Here is a 20,912-nt window from a genome sequence, read left to right on the forward strand (position 1 = left end):
CCGCCAGCCGGCTGCGCGACCATCTGCGGGCCAACGGGGTGGGCGTCGACGGGCTGGTCGCCCTGCCCGGCGCCAGCGGCGCCGCGGTGATCCTGGTGGACGCTGCCGGCGAGAACACGATCGTCGTGGCGCCCGGCGTCAATGCGCAGCTGGCGCTGGACACGGTCGAGGCTCGCGCCGTCGTCGCCGACTGCGAGGTGATGTTGGTGCAGTTGGAGATTCCGGTGGCCACCGCGGTGGCGGCCGCGCGTACCGCCCGGGCGGCGGGGGCGACCGTGATCGTCAACGCCTCCCCGGCGGGCGCCGACCCGACCGACCTCGCCGCGCTGGCTGAAGTGACCGACGTGGTGGTGGTCAACGAATCCGAAGCCGAGCAGTGGGGGTGGCCGGTCCCCCATCGCGTCATCACCCGCGGTGCCCGCGGCGCGCGGTATGTGAGCGCCGACGAGGACGTCACGGTGCCCGCCCCGGCGGTGAACCCGGTCGACACCTCCGGTGCCGGTGACGTGTTCGCCGGCGTGTTGGCCGCCGGCTGGAGCACCGGCCCCCACGAGGCGCTGCGGCGGGCCTGCGCGGCCGGCGCCCTGGCCACCCTGGTGCCCGGGGCCGGGGATTGCGCGCCAGACACCGCCGCCATCGACGCCCGCCGCAGCTAGTCCGGCGCGGCGACGCCGCGCACCACCTCCCGCAACCAGCGGTGCGACGGGTCGTCGTCGAGGCGCGGATGCCAAATCGCGTAGAACTCCGGGCCGCCCATCTCGCGCGGCGCGTTGAGCACCCGGGTGCGGTCGGGGTCGGCGAACTGCGGGGCCAGGCCCGCCGGGATGGTCAGCACCAGCTCGGTGCCGGGCAACACGCTGGCGGCGGGCACGTGATACGGCATGCTGACCGCGACGCGCCGCGGCGTGCCGCGTGCCTCGAGTTCGCCGTCGATGCCGGGCAGGCCGGTGTCGATGCTCAGGTGCGGCCACCGCAGATAGTTCGACATCGATACCGACGTGCGCCGGGCCAGCGGATGCTCGGCGGCCACCACGCACACCAACCGGTCGGCGAACAAGAACTGGCTGCGGTACCGGCTGGGTGCCGGCCGACCAAAGATCACCAGGTCGAGCATGCCGGTGCCCAACTTGTCGAACATGTGCTCATCGAGGACCTCGCAGCTGACCACCGATTGCGGCGATTGGGTCACGATCGCCTGCACCAACGCGGGCCCGAAGGCCGACACGATGTAATCGCTGGCGGCCACCCGAAACGATTGCACGGCGGTGGCCGGGTCGAAGGTTTCGGTGGCGAACAGTTGCTCCAGCCCGGGCACCACCGCGGCCAGCTGCGCCCGGAGCCGCTCGGCGCGTGGCGTCAGCGCGTAGCCCTGGGCGCCGCGGACCAACAGCTCGTCGCCGAATTGGCGGCGCAGCCGCTGCAGCGCACGGCTCATCGCCGGCTGGCTCAGCCGGACCCGGGTCGCCGCGCGGGACACGTGCCGCTCCTCCAGCAACGCGACCAGCGGTGGCAACAGGTTCAGATCCACCTGACCGATATGCGTAGTATGCATATCCATAATGCTAATGATTCACTTCACAGATACGCAGCTCAACGAGCAGAGTGGGTGGTGACCCGACACGACCAGCGAAAGGTCCCCGATGCGCTACATCGCCCTGGAGGAAGCGTTTTTCATCGCCGAACTCGCCGAGCGCCAACCGATGCCGGCCGGCGGCCTGCCGCGGGTGTTGTCGCGGTTCAGACCCGAATTCGAAGAGCGGTGCCGGCAACGGCTGACCGATTTCACCGAATACCGGCTGCCCGAGATGGACGAGGCCGGCATTGACGTGCAGGTGCTGTCGCTGACGGTGCCCGGCCTGCAGGTCGACATCACCCCCGAGCTCGCGCGCGCCAACGCGCGGTTCGCCAACGACTACCTGGCCGACGTCATCGCCCGGCACCCCGACCGGTTCCGCGGTTTTGCCGCGCTGCCGCTGCAGGATCCGGCGGCCGCGGCCGCCGAACTCGACCGCGCGGTGACCCAACTCGGGCTGTGCGGGGCGCTGGTCAACGACTGCGTCTACGGACCCGGCGGGCGCTATTTGGACGCGCCGGAATACGACGAGGTGTGGGCGGCGCTGGAATCGCTGTGCGTGCCGCTGTATCTGCATCCCGGCGCCCCGCCCGCCGATCACTGGCGGGTGCTGGACGGCCGCCCCGAGTTGTACGGGGCGGCGTGGAGTTGGGCCGCCGAGGTCAGCGGGCACGCGCTGCGGATCGTCTTCGGCGGGGTGTTCGACCGGCACCCGGGTGCGACGCTGATCCTGGGCCACATGGGCGAGTTCCTGCCGTTTCAGCGCAGCCGACTCGATTCCCGCTACGCCACCATCGACCCCGCGACCCCGCTGCAGCGGCCGCCGTCGGCGTACCTGGGCAGCAACGTGGTGTTCACCAACAGCGGCGTGTTCTCGCCCGCGACGCTGCTGGGGGCGGTGCTCGAGGTCGGCGCCGACGCGGTGCTGTTCTCGGTGGACTACCCGTACGAATCGTCTCGGGAGGCCGTCGCCGGATTCGAGCGCACCACGTTGTCGCCCGGCGATCGGGCCAAGATCGCCCACGGCAACGCCGAACGCCTGCTACGCATCTAACCCATCCCTAACCCAGGAGGATTACCGGTGCCCACCACGACACGTCCCGGTGGAACGTTCACCATGGCCGAGAACCTGACGGTCAGCCGGATGGGATACGGCGCCATGCAGTTGGCCGGCCCGCACGTCTTCGGTCCACCGGCCGACCGCGCCGCCGCGATCGCGGTGCTGCGCGAGGCGATCGAGCTGGGGGTTACCCACATCGACACCAGCGACTTCTACGGCCCGCACATCACCAACCAGATCATCAAAGAAGCGCTGCACCCGTACCCGCACGAGCTGCACATCGTGACCAAGGTCGGGGCACGACGCGACGCCGACGGCGGGTGGCCGACGGCGCTTGCGCCCGAGCAGCTGCGTCAGGCCGTTCACAGCAATCTCGACAACCTTGGCCTCGAGGTGCTCGACGTGGTCAATCTGCGGGTCGGCGGGTTCGACAGCCCAGAACCGGGCTCGATCGCCGCACCGTTCACGGTGCTAGCGCAGCTGCAGCAGGACGGATTGATCAGACACCTCGGGGTCAGCAACGTCACCGCCGAGCAGGTCGCCGAGGCGCAATCGATCGCGCCGGTAGTCTGCGTGCAAAACCACTACAACCTCGCCCGTCGGGCCGACGACGGTCTCATCGATTCGCTTGCCGCGCAGCGTATCGCGTATGTGCCGTACTTCCCGCTGGGCGGCTTCACCCCGCTGCAGTCCGACACGTTGCGCGCGGTCGCCGACCGGCTGGACGCCACTCCGCTGGCCGTGGCGCTGGCCTGGCTGCTGCACCGCTCCCCCAACATCTTGTTGATCCCGGGCACCTCATCGGTGGCGCACCTGCGCGACAACGTCGCCGCTGCCGCGCTGGCCCTGCCCGAGGACGCGGTGACCGAACTGAACGGCATCGCCTGGTGATTTAGGCGTGCGGCGGACCGCGATCCCCATCGTCTTGCTACTGTTCGATCAGCAGTCCGCAGGGAGGGGCGCATGCGCCGGATATTGGCCATCGTGGCGCTATCGATGCTGGCAACGGGGTGCACGGCGACCACCGGGGGCACCGTCGTTCCGGCGGCCACCCTGGGCCGCGCCCCGGAGCCGTTGGCGGCGAGCGCACTGCGCGGATTGCTGCTCACCGAGGGCGAACTCGACAACATCCTGGATACCAGTGGCATGACGGTGGTCGGATCCGCCGAGAAGATGTACGTCAATCACACCCCCGACGACGATTGCCTGGCCGCCTGGGTCAACACCGATGAAAAGGTGTATGCGGGGACGGACTGGAGCGCCGTGCGGCGCCAAGAACTGCATGAGGACCGCGAGGACTACCGGCACGCCGTGTTCCAGTCGGTGGTGTCGTTCGACGACTCGCTGGCCGCGGACAAGGCGGCCACCGACCAGGCGAAAAGTTGGCAGCGGTGCGACAACCGGCGCATCAACGAACGTGATGTCGACAACCCGGACGACCCGGACCATTTCTGGTCGCTGGAGACCGCCGAGGAGCAGGACGGAATCCACACGATGATCCGGGTCGCCGAGGGCACCGGCGGCTGGTCCTGCCAGCGCGGGCTGACGGCGCGCAACAACGTGGTCATCGACGTCGACGCGTGCGGCGAGAACATCACCGACGAGGGCGCGAAGATCGCCGAGCAGATCGCCGACAAGGTGTCCGACAAGGAGTGATTCGGTTCGGCGCCGCGCGGGTGGGCCGAGTCGGGAATAGTGAGGCGGGGCCATCCGGTTATGCGCATCATGCCCGCCAGCGTGGTACTCCCTCCGGACCGCAGTTCCGCCAATATCGTCGATGAGACGATCGACAAGGCCCGCCGCGCCCACGATGCCGGTGTCCGCCAGGTGTGGGTGGCACAGCAGTTGGATTTCGACGCAATCACGTTGGCGGCGCTGATCGGCGCCGCGGTGCCCGGTTTGGGTGTCGGGACGTCGGTGGTGCCGATCAACCCGCGGCACCCCATGTTGATCGCGGCGGCCGCCCAGACCGCCCAAGTCGCCACCCACGGCAACTTCATCCTCGGCCTGGGTTTGGGCGGGAACGCCATCGAACAACGGGCGTTCGGAATCTCGGCGGCCAACACCGTGCAGCGGCTGCGCGAGCACCTCACCGTGTTGCGCGCGATCGTCGACGAGCGAACCGTGGACTTTCACGGCGCGCAGCTCACCGCCGTGGATACGCCGGTGATGCCGGTCGCCCTGCGCGGGGCGGCACCGTTCCCGATCTACGTTGCGGCGATGGGACCGCGCGCACTTCGGGTCACCGGTGAATTAGCGGATGGCACGCTGCCCTACCTCGCCGGTCCGCGCACCATCGAGGAATTCATCGCCCCGACGATCACCGCGGCCGCCGCCGAGGCCGGCCGGCCCCGACCCCGCATCATCGCGATCGTGCCGGTGGCGGTCACCGACGACGCCGACGCGGTCCGCGCCGCGGTCGCCGACAGCCTCGCGTTCTACGACCAGATCCCCTCCTATCAGAAGGTTCTCGCGCGCGAAGGCGCATCCAAGGCCGCCGACCTGGCCGTGATCGGCACCGCGCAAACGGTGACCCGCCAGCTCAAGAGCTATCTCGACGCCGGTGCCACCGAGGTGGCGCTGCGGCCGTTGCAGACCGAGCTGACCGATCTCAAGCCGGTGTGGGACCTCGCCGCCGCGTTCTGACCTCGCCGCTACCGGCGGTGCCCGGATTCCCGACCCACGTCGTGGGCGACCGCAAAGGCTTCCCCGGTTTCCAGTTCGGCCGCCGACTGACTCATCAGCACGCGACTGCGGTTCGGCGACAACAGGATCGACAGCTGGTGATGCGGTAGACCCGCGACGAAGGCCAGCCGGTTGATCCGCAGCAGCGGCGAGCCGATCGCCGTGTCCAGCAGGCGCGCGGTGCGCGGTCCGGCGATCTCCGCGGTGATCTCGTGCTGCATCCGGTCCACGGCGACACCGGCGGCCGCTAACAACTCGTAGAGCGGTTCTCGGCGCAGCGCTGCGGCGGTCAGTGCGTCGGCGAGGTCCGCCGGTAACCAGGCCTCGGTGACCATCAGCGGTTCGCGGGTTCGGCGCTCCCGCCGCACCCGCAGCACGTGCAGCACCTCACCGGGTGCGCCCAGCGCGGCGGCGACCGCGGCCGGCGGGGTGCGAAGATCGCGCTCGAGCACCTCGACTTTGGTCTCGAACTGGACCCGCCGCAGACCGTCGAGGTAGGAGCCCCCCGTCGTCGCCCCCGAGGGCGCCCGCGGACGCACGAACGATCCGACGCCCTGGCGGCGTTCGATGTAGCCCTGCTCGGCCAGGTCGGCCAGCGCCCGGCGCACCGTGATGCGCGAGACCCCAAACTGATCGCACAGCGCCTGCTCGGTCGGCAACGCGCCACCGGGAGACAGCACCCCGCGGGCGATCTCGTCGTGCAGCACCAAGAACAGTTGGCGGTGTAGCGGCACCCCGGCGTCGGTCGACACCGGGCCGGCCTTGTCGCTGACCTCCTGCATGGTGGCCATCGTTCCACACTCCCCTTGCCGATCCCGCCATGTTGTTATATACCTATAACAACAATACAACTTGGCGGAGTGGAGGACCGATGACGGCGGGAGTAGTGCAGCGGGCGGCCACCGATCCGGACGGACCGACCGGGCGGCTGGCCACCTGGGTGGACGACCTGGCCCTGGGCGACGTTCCCCGGGAAATCACCGAGCGGGCCAAATACCTGCTGCTGGACGGTCTGGGCTGCGCGCTCATCGGGGCGCAGCTGCCGTGGTCGCGGGTCGCTACCGGCGCGGTCCTGGACCTGGAGGGCCGCGGCGACACCGTCGTCATCGGCACCGGGCAGCTGACCAGCGCACCGGCGGCGGCGGTGCTCAACGGCACGTTCATTCAAGGTTTCGAGCTGGACGACTTCCATCCGATTGCGCCGCTGCACAGCTGTTCGCTGCTCATTCCGGCGCTGCTCTCGACGGCCGCGGCGCAGTCGAAAAACGTCACCGGCGCAGAGTTCCTGTTGGCGGCCATCGCCGGCTTCGAGGTGGGGCCGCGGGTCGGCTACACCTTGCACGGCACCCAGATGCTGGACCGGGGGTGGCATTCGGGGCCGGTGTTCGGGACCCACGCCGCGGCGATGGCGTCGGGCAAGCTGCGCGGGTTGCCGCCCGCCGAGTTGGAGGATGCGCTGGGCCTGGCCGCGACCCAGTCGGCGGGGCTGATGGCCGCCCAGTACGAGGCGATGAGCAAGCGCATGCACCACGGCTTCGCGGCCCGCAACGGCTTCTACGCCGCGGGGCTGGCGGCGGCCGGCTACACCGGGATCAAGCGGGTCTTCGAACGCGAATACGGCGGGTTCCTCAGCGTTTTCGGTGAGGGCCACCACCCGGACGCCGCCGCGCTGACCGACCAGCTCGGCTCACGCTGGGAGACCGGCCTCATCATGGTCAAGTCGTACGCGGCCATGGGCGGGTTGCACGGCCCCATCGACGCCGCCCGCAAACTTCGAGCATCGGTCGACCCCGCCGAGATCACTGCGGTCGATATCACCGTCGGCGAAACCGTGTACAAGCATGGCTGGTGGGTCCCCGAGCGGCCGCTGACCGCCATCGGCGCGCAGATGAACATCGGCTACGCGACCGCGGCCGCGCTGTTGGACGGCACGGTGCTGCCCGAGCAGTTCAGCGCGCAGCGGCTGGACGCCGACGACATCTGGTCGCTGATCGGCCGGACCGCGGTGCATCTCGACGAATCGCTGGCCGACGCTGCGCTCACCGAGAAGTTCCGCACCGACCTGGCGGTGACCACCCGTGACGGCACCGTGCACCGGACTCGCGTCGTCGCCCCGCACGGCGCTCCGGGGGATCCGGTCACCAACGCCGAGCTCGTCGCCAAGTTCCACGCGCTGGCCGACCGGGTCACCGCCCGCGCGCGTGCCGTCGCGATCGAAAAAGCGACGGTGGGACTCGAGGACGTCGACGACGTTTCCAATCTGATCGATCTGCTGGCCGCCCCGGTGGCCGGTGCGCTGGACTGAAAGGACGCCGATGACCACGACAGCACCGCGCCAACGGCTGCGCGAGTTGCTCGACCAGCGCGAACTCATTGTCGCGCCCGGAGTTTTCGACGGTATCTCCGCGCAGCTGACCCGACGCACCGGACACGTCGCCGGGTATCTGACCGGCGCCGGGGTGGCGGCCTCCGGGTTCGGGCTGCCCGATATCGGGCTGGTCACCGCCGCCGAAATGGCCGAACGGGCCCGGATGATCGTCGGCGCGCTCGGCGACATCCCGTTGATCGCCGACGCGGACACCGGCTATGGCGCACCGGTCAATGTGGTGCGCACCGTGCGGATGTACGACCAGGCCGGGGTGGCCGCGATCCAGCTCGAGGACCAGGAATTCCCCAAGCGCTGCGGGCATCTGCCGGATAAGAAGGTCGTCGACGCCGCGGTGTTCGAGCGGACCCTGGCCGCCGCACTGGACACCCGCTCCGACGAGAACCTGTTGGTCATTGCCCGCACCGACGCGCGCGCCCCGCTGGGTCTGGATGCCGCCATCGAGCGCGCGAACCGGTACGCGCAGGCCGGCGCCGACATCATCTTCGTCGAGGCGCCGCAGGGCGACGGCGAGATCGAACGCATCGCCCGCGAGGTCCAGGCTCCGCTGCTGATCAACCTGGTGCTCGGCGGGATGACGCCGCTGGCCTCGGCGGCGCGCCTGCAGGCGTTGGGGTACGCGATCGCCATCCATCCCGGCGATCTGCTGACCCGCGCCACCGTGGGCATGCTGCAAGCGCTGTGTGAGCTGCGGGGCGGCAACGCCGCCGACTACCTGCCGAGCGGCCCGGCCGACTTCTTCAACCTGGTGGGCATGGCCGAATGGTTGGCGCTCGACACCAAGTACGCACACCCGGAGGCCGCCTCATGGGCATGACCGTCATCGAAAAGATCCTGGCCCGCAAGGCCGGGCTGGATACCGTCGCGGCCGGCGACACCGTGGTGGTCGACGTCGACATGACGGTGCTGATCGACCTGCAGTTCGCCACCATGTGGATTCCGCCCACCCGCATCCACGACCCGGACAAGCTGGCCGTCATCATGGATCACGCGGTGCCCGCCCCCACCATCAAGGACGCCGCCGGCGGCTCCCATGCCCGCAAGTTCGCCGCCGACTTCGGGGTGACGCGGTTTTACGACGTCGGCCGGCACGGCATCTGCCATCAAGTCATCGCCGAGAACGGCCTGGCCCGGCCCGGAGAAATCCTGGCCTGCACCGACTCTCACACCTGCGCGGCCGGCGCCTACAACACCGCAGCCCGTGGCCTGGGTCCCGCCGAGGTGTATTCGATCATGTGCACCGGTGCCACCTGGTTTCAGGTCGCCCCGACCATCCGGTACCAGCTCGACGGCGTCAAACCGGACACGGTGAGCGGCAAGGACATCTTCTTGCACATCGCCGACGCCTACGGCGATGCCGCCAACCTGAACCTGGAGTTCGGCGGACCCGGTCTGGGCAGCATCCCCATGCACGACCGGCGCACGATCGCCACCCAGGGCGCCGAAGTGTCCGCCGATTTCAGCACCTTCGAGGCCGACGAGGTGCTGACCGCGTTCCTCGACGACCGCGGCGTCACTGGATACACGGCCGCCGCCGCGGATCCCGACGCAACCTACCGCGAGGTGCGGCACATCGATTTGGCCGCGCTGCAGCCCTACGTGGCACGGCCGGGCACCGTCAGCCGCAACGGGCTGCCGGTCTCGGCGCTGGAGCGGCAAAAGATCGACCAGGCGTTCATCGGGTCCTGCGCGAACGGCCAGCTCGAAGACCTGAAAATCGCCGCGAACGTGTTGCGCGGCAACACCGTCGCCCCCGGGGTCCGGTTACTGGTGACTCCCGCGTCGCAGGCGGTGTATCGGGAGGCGATGCGGCTGGGTTATCTGCAAGACTTGGCCGATGCGGGCGCGGTGGTGACCAACTCCACCTGCGGCGCCTGCTTCGGCTATCACATGGGCGTGCTCGGCCCCGGCGAGGTGTGCATCACCTCCAGCACCCGCAATTTCACCGGGCGGATGGGCAGCCCCGACGCGCAGATCTTCATGGCCTCCCCGGCGACCGTGGCCGCCTCGGCGATCGCCGGGTACATCACCGACGCAAGGAGCGTGACCGGATGACGCTGACCATCACCGGCAGGGTGTGGGTGTTCGGCGACAACCTGAACACCGACGCCATGTATCCGGCGTTCGCGATGAAGATGGACCCGCCGGAGGCGGCCAAGCACGTCTTCTACCAGGTGCGGCCCGGCTGGACCGAGCAGGTGTCGCCCGGCGATATCGTGGTGGCCGGCCGCAACTTCGGGCTGGGCTCGTCGCGGCCGGTCGCGGCGCTGTTCACCGAACTCGGTGTCGCTGGCCTGGTGGCCGAGGAATTCAACTCGTTGTTCTTCCGCAACGCCGTCAATGCGGGCCTGCCGGCCATGACCGTGCCCAAGGCCGCCACGGTGTTTCGCGACGGCGACGTCGGCAGCTTCAATCTGGGCACCGGGCGCTGGCGCAATGACACCACCGGGGCGTCCGGGACGGTGCCCACCCTGCCCGACCTCATCCTCGACATCATCGCCAGCGGCGGGGTGCTGCCGCGGCTGGCGGCCCAGGGCTACCTGCCCGCCGAACTGGGCGAGGCGCTGCGGTCCAGCGCGGTAACGATGCGCGGCGCCGGGAGCGGCGCATGAGCGCCGTGCTGGGGCGGGTGCTGCGCCGGGTTCGCGCCGGTGCCCACCGCAGCCCGTTGGCCGGTGCCGCTTTCGCCGCGCCCGAAACCCTGACCGTCACCAGCATCGCGTTTTCCGACGGCGCGGCCATGCCGCGGTCCAGCGCGGGAGACGGTGTGGGCGACAACGTCTCTCCCCCGCTGTCGTGGGCCGGGTTACCACCGCACACCCGGCAGCTGGTGCTCATCCTCGACGACATCGACGTGCCGCTGCCCCGCCCGCTGCTGCACACCATCGCCGTGCTCGACCCGAGCCTCGACGGCGTCGCAACGGGCGCGCTGGCACCCGGGAACGCGGGAATGCGCTTCATCCCAGCAGCGTTCGGTCGCCGCGGCTACGCCGGGCCGCGACCGATCCCCGGCCACGGGCCGCACCGCTACCGGTTTCACCTCTTCGCGCTCGACCAGGTCGTTCCGGACGGCGTTACCACCGCCAAGCCACTGTTGGCGGCGATGGCCGGCCATCTGCTGCCCCGCGCCGCCCTGCCCGGACCCTATCAGCGTTGACCCCCTGCCCGATTCCGTGATTCCTATCGCTCCGGGATCTCCCGGTCAATCTCGTCGGCCCAAATCCGCCCCAACATATCCGACGGTGCCCGCCAGTCCCCGCGCGGTGACAGGCCACCGCCGGCCGACACCTTGGGCCCGTTGGGCACCGCGGAGCGTTTGAACTGGCTGAACGAATAGAAGCGCTGCGCAAAGACTTTCAGCCAGCGCCGGATCTCCGATAACGGGTAGGCCGGCCGCTCGTCGTCCGGGAAACCCGGCGGCCAGCTGCCGTGACCGGCGTCCCGCCAGGCGTGCCAGGCCATAAACGCGATCTTGGCCGGCCCGAATCCGCGCCGCAGCACCTGGAATAGCGAGAAATCCTGCAGCACATAGGGCCCGACGGTGTCCTCGCTGCGCTGGATCTCCTCGTCCTCGCCCGCCGGGACCAGCTCCGGGGTGATCTCGGTGTCCAGCACCGACTGCAGCACCCGGCACACCTCGGCGTCGAACTGCCCGGAGCTGATCACCCACCGGATCAGGTGCTGGATCAGGGTTTTGGGCACCCCGCCGTTGACGTTGTAATGCGACATCTGGTCGCCGACGCCGTAGGTGGACCAGCCCAGCGCCAGTTCGGACAGATCACCGGTGCCCAGCACGATGCCGCCGCGCTGGTTGGCGATCCGGAACAGGTAGTCGGTGCGCAGCCCGGCCTGCACGTTTTCGAAGGTGACGTCGTACACCGCTTCACCGCGACCGAACGGGTGGTCGATCTCGGTCAGCATCAGCTTGGCGGTGTCGCGGATGTCGATCTCTTCGAAGGTCACACCCAACGCCTTGCTCAACGCGATCGCGTTGCCCTTGGTGCGCTCCCCGGTCGCGAAGCCCGGCAGGGTGAACGCCAGGATATCGCTGCGCGGCCGGTTTTCCCGGTCCATCGCGCGGGCGGCGACGATCAACGCGTGCGTGGAGTCCAAGCCCCCCGAGACGCCGATCACCACCTTCGGGTAGTGCAGGGCCCGCAGCCGCTGCTCCAGGCCGGCGACCTGAATGTTGTAGGCCTCGTAGCAGTCCTGTTGCAGCCGTTGCGGATCCGACGGCACGAACGGGAACCGCTCCACCTCGCGGCGCAGCCCGAGGTCGCCGGTCGGTGGGTCCACCCGGAACTCCACCCGCCGAAACGACTCCGCCGACCCCCGGTGGTGGCGGCGGTTGTCGTCAAAGGTGCCCATCCGCAGCCGTTCCGCGCGCAGCAGCCCGGTGTCGACATCGGCGACGCAGCGCCGCTCCCCGCGCGGGAACCGCTCACTTTCGGCCAGCAGCACACCGTTTTCCCAGATCATGGTTTGGCCGTCCCAGGCCAGATCGGTCGTCGACTCGCCTTCCCCGGCCGCGGCGTACACATAGGCGGCCAGACACCGCGCCGAGGCCGAGCGGGCCAGCAGGCACCGGTCCTCGGCGCGCCCGATGGTGATCGGGCTGCCGGACAGGTTGGCCAGCACCGTCGCGCCCGCCAGCGCGGCCTCGGCGCTGGGCGGCACCGGCACGAACATGTCTTCGCAGATCTCGACGTGCAGCACAAAGTCGGGCAGGTCGGTGGCGGCGAACAACAGGTCCGGGCCGAACGGGACATCGTGGCCCTCGAAGGGGCCGCCGAGCCGCAACGCGCCGCGCTCGTCGTCGCCGGGCGCCAGCTGGCGGCGCTCGTAGAACTCCCGGTAGGTGGGCAGATACGACTTGGGCACCACCCCCAGCACCGACCCGCGGTGCACCACGACCGCGGTGTTGTACACCCGGTGCCGATGGCGCAGCGGCGCGCCGATCACCAGCACCGGCAGCAGCTCCGTCGAGGCCGCCACCACGGTGTGCAGCGCCGCCTCCACGGCATCCAGCAGGGTGTCCTGCAGCAGGATGTCCTCGATCGAATAACCCGACAGCGTCAGCTCGGGAAAGACCGCCAGCGCTACGCCCTCGTCGTGGCAGGCGCGCGCCAGCCGCAGCACCGCGTCGGCGTTGGCGGCGGGGTCACCGATCGCGGCGTGGTGAGTGCACGCGGCGACCCGCACGAACCCGTGCCGGTAGGCGTTGTAGAAGTCCATCGTCCCCTCATTCTGGCCTGTCCGGTGTCAATATGTGGCCAGCGGGTATCAGAAGGCCATGAGTGATACCGCTGTGCTGGTCGTCGACATGCTGAATAGCTACCGGCATCCCGACGCCGAACTGCTGATACCCAATGTCGCCGAGATCATCGGGCCACTGGCCGGCCTGGTGGACCGCGCGGGCGACCGCGGCGACGTCGACCTGGTGTATGTCAACGACAACTACGGTGATTTCACCGCCGACTTTTCCGATCTCATCGCCGCGGCGCTGGCCGGGGCGCGGCCGGATCTGGTGCGCCCGATCGTTCCGGCCGCGGGCAGCCGCACCATCACCAAGGTGCGGCACAGCGTGTTCTTTTCCACCCCGCTGGAATATCTGCTCGGCCGGTTGGGCACCAAACGGCTGGTGCTGACCGGGCAGGTCACCGAGCAGTGCATTCTCTACAGTGCGCTGGACGCCTATGTGCGGCATTTCCCGGTCGTGGTGGTCACCGACGCCGTCGCGCAGATCGACGCCGACCTGGGGGCGGCGGCGCTGCGGATGATGCAGCGCAATATGGCCGCCGAGCTAACCACGGCGGCGGACTGCCTGGGCTGAGCCGGTCCCGCCGCGAGCGTGCACAAAATGCCAGCCCGAGCCGGGCCAGGGCGTACATTTGCGCACGCTCGCGCCCGCCGCGCCGCGGCTAGGCTCGACCCCGTGGATGCCCCCGAACTGGTCGCGCTGCTGGCGGGCCGGCGCGTGGCGGTGCTCACCGGCGCCGGCATCTCCACCGACTCGGGGATCCCCGATTACCGCGGGCCGGATTCCCCGCCCAGCAACCCGATGACGATTCAGCAGTTCACCGGCGACCCGGTGTTTCGGCAGCGCTACTGGGCCCGCAACCATGTGGGCTGGCGGCACATGGCCGCCACCGTGCCCAACGCCGGGCATCGGGCGCTGGCCGCGCTGGAACGCGCGGGCGTGGTGACCGGGGTGATCACCCAAAACGTCGACCTGCTGCATGACAAGGCGGGCAGCCGCACCGTAGTCAACCTGCACGGCAGCTACGCGCGGGTGGTATGTCTGGGCTGCGGCCACGCCGTGAGCCGCGCCGCGCTGGCCGAGCAGTTGGAGGCGCTCAACCCCGGGTTCCTGGACCGCGCCGAGGCGCTCGGCGGGATCGCGGTGGCCCCGGACGCCGACGCCGTGGTCGCCGACACCGCGTCGTTTCGGTATCTGGACTGCCCGGTCTGCGACGGCATGCTCAAACCCGACATCGTCTACTTCGGCGAGAACGTCCCGAAAGACCGTGTCGCGCAGGCCGTGTCGTTGGTGGCGTCGGCCGACGCGCTGCTGGTGGCCGGATCGTCGCTGACGGTGTTCTCCGGGTATCGGTTCGTGCGGCAGGCCGCCGCGGCCGGCATCCCGGTGGCGATCGTCAACCGGGGTCCCACCCGCGGCGACGATCTGGCCACCGTCAAACTCGATGCCGGCTGCTCGCCCACCCTGGCGCTGCTGGCCGCCGAGCTGCCCGGCGAGTGTGGAGTTGGGTCACGCGCCCGCGGTGAAACCGTCACCTAACTCCACGCTCGGCGCCCGCCGACGCGCCGACTAGAAGACCGGTCGGGCGAATTCGGTGGTCACCGCGTCGTCCGGCGCCACGGCCCGGTGCCTGGCTCGCCGGGTCGCCGGCTGGGCGGCATATTTACGCACCTTCATCGGCCACCAGAACCAGCGGCCCAGCAGCGCCGCGATCGACGGCGTCATAAACGCCCGGACCACCAGCGTGTCGAACAGCAGACCCAGGCAGATCGAGGTGCCCACCTGGCCGATGGCCCGCAAATCGCTGGAGATCATCGAGCCCATGGTCAACGCGAACACCACCCCGGCCGCGGTGACCACCTTGCCGGAGCCGGCCACCCCCCGGATCAGGGCGGTGTTCAACCCGGCGTGCAGTTCTTCTTGCAGCCGCGACACCAGCAGCAGGTTGTAGTCCGAGCCCACCGCCAGCAACGCGATCACGGTGAACGGCATCACCATCCAGTGCAACGGCAGCCCGATGATGTGCTGCCAGATCAGCACCGACAGACCGAACGAGGACCCCAGCGACACCACGATGGTTCCGACGATCACGCAGGAGGCGACGACGGCGCGGGTGATGACCAGCATGATGATCAGGATCAGGCTCAGCGACGCGACCGCCGCGATCATCAGGTCATAGGTCACCGCTTCCCCGATGTCGTGATAGGTGGGTGCGGTGCCCGCCAGATAGATCAAGGACTCGTCGAGCGGGGTGCCCTTGACGGCGTCCTGGGCGGCTTCCAGCTCCTCGGTGGTGGTGGCCAGCGCGGTGTTGCTGGCCGGGTCGCCGCGGTGGGTGATGATCATCTGCGCGGCCTTGCCGTCCGGCGACAGCATCAGCTTGAGGCCCTTTTGGAAGTCCTCGTTGTCGAAGGCTTCCGGCGGCAGATAGAACAGGTCGTCGTTTTTGGCGTCGTCGAAGGCCTGCCCCATCACGCTGGCGGTGTCGGCCATCCGCCCCATCTGCTCGACCAGGCTGTTGTAGCTGCTGTACATCGTCGACAGCGTGGCCTGCACCCCCTTGGCCGCCGTGATCAACGGCGGCAGCTCCTCGTTCACCGCCCGCAGCGCGGTGTCGAGCTGGCCGAAGTGGGTGTTCATGGTTTGCATGTTGTCGGTCAGGGTGTCCAGACTGTCCAGCGAATCGAAGATCGACCGCAGCCCCCAACACATCGGGATGTCGTAACAGTGCGGCTCCCAATGGAAGTAGTTGCGGATCGGCCGGAATTGGTCATCGAAGTCGGCGAACTCGTCGCGCATCTGCGCGGTGGTGTCCTGCATGACCTTGGTGTCGTCGAGGGCCAGGGTGTTGACGTCCGCGAGGTCGGACATCTTGCTGTGCATGCGTTCCAGGGTGGTGATCATGTCGCCGACGTTGCCGATCATCGTGTGCATGTCGGCCATGCGTTCCTTGAGATACTCCAGGTTCTCGTTGATCGGCACCGCCTGCATGCTCACCTGAAACGGCACCGAGCTGTGCGCGATCGGCGCGCCCAGCGGCCGGGTGATGCTTTGGACCTTGTTGATGCCCTTGAGCCGGAAGATGCTTTTCGCGATTTTGTCGAGCACCAGCATGTTCGCCGGGGTGCGCAGATCCTGCTTGGCCTCGATCAACAAGATGTCCGGGTTCATCCGGGCCTTGGAGAAATGCTGATCGGACACCTCGAGTCCTTTGATCGCCGCCAGCCGATCGGGCACGTAATACCGTTCGTTGTAACTCACCGAATACGACGGCAGGACCGCCAGGCCGATCAGCGAGACGATGCCGGTCACCGCCAGGATCGGGCCGGGCCAGCGGGCGATGGCGGTGCCGATCCGCCGCCACCGCCGGGTGCTGATCGTGCGTTTGGCTTCCATCAGGCCGAAGCGGGTGGCCACCAACAGCACCGCGGGGGTGATGGTGAGCGCGGCGGCCACCACCACCAGCATGCCGATGAAGCACGGCACCCCCAGGGTTTGCAGATAGGGCAGCCGGGTGAAGCTCAGGCACAGCGTGGCCCCGGCGATCGTCAACCCGGAGGCCAGCACCACGTGCGAAACACTGTGGTAGGTGGTGGCATAGGCGGCCAGCCGGTCTTGACCCTGGGCGCGGGCCTCCTGATAGCGGCCCAGGAAAAAGATCACATAGTCGGTGCCCGCGGCGATCGCCAACGACGTGATCAGGCTGACCGCAAACACCGACAGCCCGAACAGGTGGTGTTGGCCCAGGATCGCGACCACCCCGCGCGAGGCGCCCAACTCGACGAACACCACCAGCAGGATCAGCAACACCGTGGTGATGGACCGGTAGATCAGCAGCAGCACCAGGGCGATCACCGCGACGGTGATCAGCGTCATCTTGGTGAGGCTTTTGTCGCCGGCGTTGTTCATGTCCGCGGTCAGCGCCGCCTGCCCGGTCACGTACACCTTGAGGCCCGGCGGCGGCGGGTCGCGGTCGACGATGTCGCGCACCGCCTGCACGGAATCCTTGCCGGTGGTGGTGCCCTGGTCGCCTACCAGGTTGATCTGGACGTAGGCCGCCTTGCGGTCGGCGCTTTGGGCGCCGCCGGCGGTGATCCGGTCGCCCCAAAAGTCCTGGACGTGTTCGACGTGCGCGGTGTCCTGCTCGAGCCGGCCCACCAGGTCGCGGTAGTACTCACGGGCCCGCTCCCCCAGCGGGGCGTCGCCCTCCAGCAGCACCATCGCGATGCTGTCGGAGTCGAACTGCTGAAACAGCACACCCTGACGTTTCAGCGCCTTATACGACTGCGACGCCCGGGACGCCAGCGACACCGAGTTCTCTTTGCCGACCGCTTCGAGCTGCGGGACAACGACGTTCAGCACCACGGTGAGCGCCAGCCAGCCCACAATGATCGGGACCGGGAACCGGCGCACCACATTCGCCGCGCGCGTCGACCAGTTGCGGGCACCGTCGGTGCTCATGCCGCCTTCACCAAACAAAACGTCTCGGCGTCCTCGGTGTGCACCGAATGCTCGTCGCGGACCGCACCGTTGACGGTGATCCGGCAGCCCAGCGTCGCGCTGTCCCCCTGCGCGACGACGCTGGCGAACACCGTCGGCAGGGTGGTGCTGATGGTGAACGACCACGGCAGGTCACGGAAATCCGCGCGCTGCGGCTGCGCCCGCTCGTCGAGGTAGTGGACCTGGCCGGTGGTCCCGGGCGGCCCGAACACCTCGTACACCACGTCCTTGGGGATGATGTTGGTCGAGTCGTCCTTGTCCCCGACGGCGGCGTTGATGTTGTGCGAGCCGAAGATTCCGTGCAGCCGGAACACCGCGTAGCCGGCCGAGGCGATGATCGCGAGCACCACCAGCGGGACCCAGGCCCGCGTCCACCACCGCGCCCGTTGTCGCTGCACGGTCGACACGTTAGACGCTCGCCGGATCGGCGTGGGCGTGGGTCCGGGTGGCCACCGTGCCCGACACCAGCTCGCCGCGCAAATACAGTTCGCGGGTCCGGGAGCGCTGCACCTTGCCCGACGAGGTCTTCGGCAGCTGACCGGGTTCGAGGAACACCGCGTCGGCCACGGTCAACCGGGTGCGGTTCCACACGGCGCGGCGCACCAGTTGGTCGTGGTCGTCGCCGGCGGCGTTGCGTTCGGCGACGACGATGATCTGTTCGGTGACCTCGCCGGGCACCGCGAACGCCACCACGTTCCCCTTCCGGATGCCGGGCACGTCGGCCGCCGCCCATTCGACGTGCTGCGGATCGTAGTTGCGGCCGTTGACGATCAGGATGTCCTTTTTGCGCCCGGTGATGTACAGGTCGCCGTCGACGATGAACCCGCGGTCGCCGGTGGCCAGCCAGCCGTCGGGCAGGAACGCGGCGGCGGTCGCCTCCTCGTTGCGGTAGTACCCGGCCGCCAGCGACGGGCCGCGGAACTGCACGTCCCCGACCCGCCCGGCGGGCAGTTCCTGCCCCGCGTCGTCGGCGATCCGCACCGCGTACTCGGCGGCGAACACCCGGCCGCAACTGACGAACGTCAACGCCTCCTCACCGGTCTGCGGGGTCCGCACCGCCCGGTCGGTGTGGTAGGCGTCCGCGGCGACCTCGAGTCGACGGAACGGGCGGTCGTAGCGGTCCAGGGTGATCCCCAGCGTCGCCTCCGCCATGCCGTAACCCGGCACCACCGCCTCGGGTTTCAGGCCGTGCGGGGCGAACCGCGCGATGAACGCCTCCAGCGTGTCGGCGTTGATCGGTTCGGCGGCGCAACCGAACACCCGCATGCTGGACAGATCCCACCCGTCCTCCGGCGGCTGCGCCTTCTTGGTGGCCAACGCGTAGGCGAAGTTCGGGGCGAACGACATGCTGCCGCGTTTCCGGGAAATGGTGTCGAGCCAGATGCTGGGGTCCCGCAGGAACGCCAACGTCGGCAAGAATGTGGCGTTCAGCGAGAACAGCAGCGGCGCCAGCATTTTCCCGATCAAGCCCATGTCGTGGTACAGCGGCAACCAGCTGACAATGTGGTCGACGTCGTTGCAGCGCAGCGTCGACACGAACGATTCGGTGTTCACCCACAGCGACGCGTCGTTGACCACCACCGCCTTGGGTTTCCCGGTGCTGCCGCTGGTGAACTGCAGGAACAGGGTGTGGTCGGGCCGACGCGCGGCGGGCTCCAGCGGGTCCTCGGCGTCCAGCGCGTCGGCATGGGCCACCGCGGTGAGCTGCCCGGCGAAGCGTTGGCTGAGCCCCAGCGCCTGGTCCACCCATTGCGGTGTGATGAGCCGGGCGACGTCGGCCGACTCCAGCAGCCCGCCGATGTAATCCAGGTAGGCGTCTTGTTTGCCCAGACCGACCGGGGGATACAGCGGAACCGGGATGGCACCGGCCCACACCGCGGCCAAAAAGCTGGTCACGAACTCGCGGGCGTCGGGCACGATGAGCGCCACCAGGTCGTCGCGGCCGATGCCGCGCGCGACCAACGCGCTGGCCGCGCGCGCGACCACGTCGCGCAACTCGGCGAACGAGACGAAGGTTTCGCTGCGGTCGTCGCCGACGAACGTGAAACCCCGGTCACGGTGTGTGGCATGCAGGTTCAAGGCCTCGACGACCGACATGGGGGCGCGCGATTGGGGCATGTGTTTCTCCTTCTAGGCGATGGCGCGATCAGCCAGGTTCCGGTACTCGCGGGCCAGGCTGCCCACGGTCCGGTCGATTTGTTCGAAGCTGTGTTGGGCGGTGACGAAGAACCGCAGCCGTGCCTGGTCGTTGGGCACCGCGGGGTACATGATCGGATCCACGTTGACGCCGGCCTCGCGCAGCCGCGACGCCAACGACAGGCAGCGCATCGAATCACCGACGACGAACGGAATGATCGGCGTGTCCTTGCTGTCCCCGTAGGGCAATCCGTACGCGGTGAACGCCGAGCGCATGTAGTCGGCGTTGGCGTGCAACGCCGAGATCCGCTCGGGTTCGGCGCGCAGAATCTCGATCGACGCCAACGCCGCCGCGGTAGACGCCGGCGGCAGCCCGCAGCTGTAGATGAAGCCGGGCAGGCTGTATTTGAGGTACTCGATGAGCTCGCGCGAACCGCCGAGGTAGCCGCCGCAACTCGACAACGATTTCGACAGGGTTCCCATCCAGATGTCCACCTGGGAGCGGTCGACACCGAAGTACTCGCCGACTCCCCCACCGTGGGCGCCCAGCACCCCGATGGAGTGCGCCTCGTCGACCATCAGCATCGCGTCGTATTCCTTGGCGATCTCAATGAACGCCGGCAGGTCCGCGATGTCGCCGTCCATGCTGTAGACGCCTTCGATCACCACCAGGGCGCGGCGGTAGCGTCCGCGCACATTGCGCAGCAGCTCACGCAGGTGGGCGGCGTCGTTGTGCCGGAACGGCCGCCGGGTGGCGCCGGACAGATGGCAGCCCTGCATGATGCTGTCGTGGGCCAGCGCGTCGGGCAGCACGATGTCCTGTTCCCCGAGCAGATGCCCGATGGCGGTCACGTTGGTGGAGTGCCCGCCCACCAACGTCAGCGCGTCCTCGACGTGCAGCAGCCCGGCGATCGCGGCCTCGAGTTCGCGGTGGACGGGTTTTTCCCCGGACAGCAACCGGCTGGCCGACACCGAGGTGCCGTAGCGGGCGGTGGCGTCCTGGGCGCGGCGGGTGACCCGGGCGTCGCCGGACAGGCCCAGGTAGTTGTAGCTGGAGTAGTTGATCAGCACCCGCTGGCCGATCTGGGTGGTGTCGTTGACGACGCGTTCGTGCACCGTGTAGTAGGGGTTTTCGATGCCGGCGTCGTGGAACGCGGTGAGCCGCTGCTGCAGCGCCTGCCACTCCGGAAAGTCGGTGATCCCGCGTTCCCGAGGCGGGGCGGCGGGCGCGGCGGGTGACCCGGGCGTCGCCGGACAGGCCCAGGTAGTTGTAGCTGGAGTAGTTGATCAGCACCCGCTGGCCGATCTGGGT

19 protein-coding genes are annotated in these 20,912 nt (G+C 68.9%); 12 read left to right on the forward strand and 7 right to left on the reverse strand.

The genetic code is table 11. From position 1 onward, the window contains the following. Positions 1-656: PfkB family carbohydrate kinase (locus tag BKN37_RS15705; RefSeq protein ID WP_071027468.1), on the forward strand; the 656-nt coding region annotated here is incomplete at its 5' end. Here BKN37_RS15705 and BKN37_RS15710 read toward each other — a convergent pair. Then, complete coding sequence (locus BKN37_RS15710; RefSeq protein ID WP_071027496.1) at positions 653-1,552, reverse strand: LysR family transcriptional regulator; 900 nt, start codon at positions 1,550-1,552, stop codon at positions 653-655. The genes BKN37_RS15705 and BKN37_RS15710 overlap by 4 nt on opposite strands. 88 nt (positions 1,553-1,640) lie before the next feature. Here BKN37_RS15710 and BKN37_RS15715 point away from each other — a divergent pair, with 88 nt between their 5' ends. The 4 genes from BKN37_RS15715 (at position 1,641) to BKN37_RS15730 (ending at position 5,279) form a co-directional block, all read left to right on the forward strand. Next, positions 1,641-2,627, forward strand: coding sequence for an amidohydrolase family protein (locus BKN37_RS15715; protein WP_071027470.1), 987 nt, complete (start codon positions 1,641-1,643; stop codon positions 2,625-2,627). A 27-nt stretch (positions 2,628-2,654) separates the two neighbouring features. Then, positions 2,655-3,524: an aldo/keto reductase family oxidoreductase gene (locus BKN37_RS15720; RefSeq protein ID WP_083341828.1), complete on the forward strand. Its 870-nt coding sequence runs from the start codon at positions 2,655-2,657 to the stop codon at positions 3,522-3,524. Between the two features lie 72 nt (positions 3,525-3,596). Further along, on the forward strand, positions 3,597-4,289 hold the full coding sequence (locus BKN37_RS15725) for a sensor domain-containing protein (RefSeq protein WP_071027474.1): 693 nt from the start codon (positions 3,597-3,599) through the stop codon (positions 4,287-4,289). 69 nt (positions 4,290-4,358) lie between these two features. Continuing rightward, positions 4,359-5,279, forward strand: a complete 921-nt coding sequence (locus BKN37_RS15730; RefSeq protein ID WP_071027498.1) for a TIGR03564 family F420-dependent LLM class oxidoreductase — start codon at positions 4,359-4,361, stop codon at positions 5,277-5,279. Between the two features lie 8 nt (positions 5,280-5,287). Here the strand turns inward: BKN37_RS15730 and BKN37_RS15735 are convergent, their stop codons facing one another. Further along, positions 5,288-6,100 carry a GntR family transcriptional regulator gene (locus BKN37_RS15735; RefSeq protein ID WP_423212801.1) on the reverse strand — a complete coding sequence of 271 codons (813 nt, stop codon included), beginning with the start codon at positions 6,098-6,100 and terminating at the stop codon, positions 5,288-5,290. 89 nt (positions 6,101-6,189) lie between these two features. Here BKN37_RS15735 and BKN37_RS15740 point away from each other — a divergent pair, with 89 nt between their 5' ends. From BKN37_RS15740 to BKN37_RS15760, 5 genes are read left to right on the forward strand one after another with little or no spacing between them, the layout of a single operon-like run. Continuing rightward, complete coding sequence (locus BKN37_RS15740) at positions 6,190-7,623, forward strand: MmgE/PrpD family protein (protein WP_071027478.1); 1,434 nt, start codon at positions 6,190-6,192, stop codon at positions 7,621-7,623. Positions 7,624-7,633: 10 nt separating this feature from the next. Continuing rightward, positions 7,634-8,521, forward strand: a complete 888-nt coding sequence (locus tag BKN37_RS15745) for an isocitrate lyase/PEP mutase family protein (protein WP_071027480.1) — start codon at positions 7,634-7,636, stop codon at positions 8,519-8,521. Continuing rightward, positions 8,512-9,759, forward strand: coding sequence for a 3-isopropylmalate dehydratase large subunit (locus BKN37_RS15750; RefSeq protein ID WP_071027482.1), 1,248 nt, complete (start codon positions 8,512-8,514; stop codon positions 9,757-9,759). Before BKN37_RS15745 ends, BKN37_RS15750 begins: the two co-directional genes overlap by 10 nt. Positions 9,760-9,767: 8 nt before the next feature. After that, positions 9,768-10,316 carry a LeuD/DmdB family oxidoreductase small subunit gene (locus BKN37_RS15755; protein WP_095407107.1) on the forward strand — a complete coding sequence of 183 codons (549 nt, stop codon included), beginning with the start codon at positions 9,768-9,770 and terminating at the stop codon, positions 10,314-10,316. Then, positions 10,313-10,861, forward strand: a complete 549-nt coding sequence (locus tag BKN37_RS15760; protein ID WP_071027486.1) for a YbhB/YbcL family Raf kinase inhibitor-like protein — start codon at positions 10,313-10,315, stop codon at positions 10,859-10,861. The genes BKN37_RS15755 and BKN37_RS15760 overlap by 4 nt, the downstream gene beginning before the upstream one ends. A 23-nt stretch (positions 10,862-10,884) precedes the next feature. Here BKN37_RS15760 and BKN37_RS15765 read toward each other — a convergent pair whose 3' ends face one another. Further along, complete coding sequence (locus tag BKN37_RS15765) at positions 10,885-12,939, reverse strand: NAD(+) synthase (RefSeq protein WP_071027488.1); 2,055 nt, start codon at positions 12,937-12,939, stop codon at positions 10,885-10,887. A gap of 58 nt (positions 12,940-12,997) precedes the next feature. Here BKN37_RS15765 and BKN37_RS15770 point away from each other — a divergent pair, with 58 nt between their 5' ends. Both BKN37_RS15770 and BKN37_RS15775 read left to right on the forward strand, forming a co-directional pair. Then, entirely contained in the window at positions 12,998-13,537 is a 540-nt protein-coding gene (locus BKN37_RS15770; RefSeq protein WP_071027500.1) for a cysteine hydrolase family protein, read from the forward strand. Between the two features lie 102 nt (positions 13,538-13,639). Next, on the forward strand, positions 13,640-14,503 hold the full coding sequence (locus BKN37_RS15775; RefSeq protein WP_071027490.1) for an NAD-dependent protein deacetylase: 864 nt from the start codon (positions 13,640-13,642) through the stop codon (positions 14,501-14,503). Between the two features lie 30 nt (positions 14,504-14,533). On the opposite strand, the gene BKN37_RS15780 is transcribed toward BKN37_RS15775, so the two are convergent. The 4 genes from BKN37_RS15780 to BKN37_RS15795 are packed head-to-tail and all read right to left on the reverse strand — an operon-like array spanning position 14,534 to position 20,716. Continuing rightward, entirely contained in the window at positions 14,534-17,425 is a 2,892-nt protein-coding gene (locus BKN37_RS15780) for an MMPL/RND family transporter (RefSeq protein ID WP_071027492.1), read from the reverse strand. Beyond that, the gene (locus BKN37_RS15785) at positions 17,422-17,862 is read right to left on the reverse strand and encodes an MmpS family transport accessory protein (RefSeq protein ID WP_083341831.1); all 441 of its coding nucleotides are present in this window, start codon (positions 17,860-17,862) and stop codon (positions 17,422-17,424) included. The genes BKN37_RS15780 and BKN37_RS15785 overlap by 4 nt, the downstream gene beginning before the upstream one ends. A 10-nt stretch (positions 17,863-17,872) precedes the next feature. Continuing rightward, the gene (locus BKN37_RS15790) at positions 17,873-19,582 is read right to left on the reverse strand and encodes a fatty acyl-AMP ligase (protein WP_071027494.1); all 1,710 of its coding nucleotides are present in this window, start codon (positions 19,580-19,582) and stop codon (positions 17,873-17,875) included. A gap of 12 nt (positions 19,583-19,594) precedes the next feature. Continuing rightward, complete coding sequence (locus tag BKN37_RS15795) at positions 19,595-20,716, reverse strand: aminotransferase class I/II-fold pyridoxal phosphate-dependent enzyme (RefSeq protein ID WP_242657268.1); 1,122 nt, start codon at positions 20,714-20,716, stop codon at positions 19,595-19,597. Positions 20,717-20,912: the final 196 nt, after the last annotated feature.

This window comes from Mycobacterium talmoniae, assembly GCF_001854525.1.
Classification (GTDB): domain Bacteria; phylum Actinomycetota; class Actinomycetes; order Mycobacteriales; family Mycobacteriaceae; genus Mycobacterium; species Mycobacterium talmoniae.

Coding starts and splice junctions, on each gene's coding strand:
- BKN37_RS15710 (WP_071027496.1), bottom strand. CDS start 1,552: ATGCATACTACGCATATCGGTCAGGTGGATCTGAACCTGTTGCCACCG.
- BKN37_RS15715 (WP_071027470.1), top strand. CDS start 1,641: ATGCGCTACATCGCCCTGGAGGAAGCGTTTTTCATCGCCGAACTCGCC.
- BKN37_RS15725 (WP_071027474.1), top strand. CDS start 3,597: ATGCGCCGGATATTGGCCATCGTGGCGCTATCGATGCTGGCAACGGGG.
- BKN37_RS15730 (WP_071027498.1), top strand. CDS start 4,359: ATGCCCGCCAGCGTGGTACTCCCTCCGGACCGCAGTTCCGCCAATATC.
- BKN37_RS15735 (WP_423212801.1), bottom strand. CDS start 6,100: ATGCAGGAGGTCAGCGACAAGGCCGGCCCGGTGTCGACCGACGCCGGG.
- BKN37_RS15740 (WP_071027478.1), top strand. CDS start 6,190: ATGACGGCGGGAGTAGTGCAGCGGGCGGCCACCGATCCGGACGGACCG.
- BKN37_RS15745 (WP_071027480.1), top strand. CDS start 7,634: ATGACCACGACAGCACCGCGCCAACGGCTGCGCGAGTTGCTCGACCAG.
- BKN37_RS15750 (WP_071027482.1), top strand. CDS start 8,512: ATGGGCATGACCGTCATCGAAAAGATCCTGGCCCGCAAGGCCGGGCTG.
- BKN37_RS15760 (WP_071027486.1), top strand. CDS start 10,313: ATGAGCGCCGTGCTGGGGCGGGTGCTGCGCCGGGTTCGCGCCGGTGCC.
- BKN37_RS15765 (WP_071027488.1), bottom strand. CDS start 12,939: ATGGACTTCTACAACGCCTACCGGCACGGGTTCGTGCGGGTCGCCGCG.
- BKN37_RS15770 (WP_071027500.1), top strand. CDS start 12,998: ATGAGTGATACCGCTGTGCTGGTCGTCGACATGCTGAATAGCTACCGG.
- BKN37_RS15780 (WP_071027492.1), bottom strand. CDS start 17,425: ATGAGCACCGACGGTGCCCGCAACTGGTCGACGCGCGCGGCGAATGTG.
- BKN37_RS15790 (WP_071027494.1), bottom strand. CDS start 19,582: ATGCCCCAATCGCGCGCCCCCATGTCGGTCGTCGAGGCCTTGAACCTG.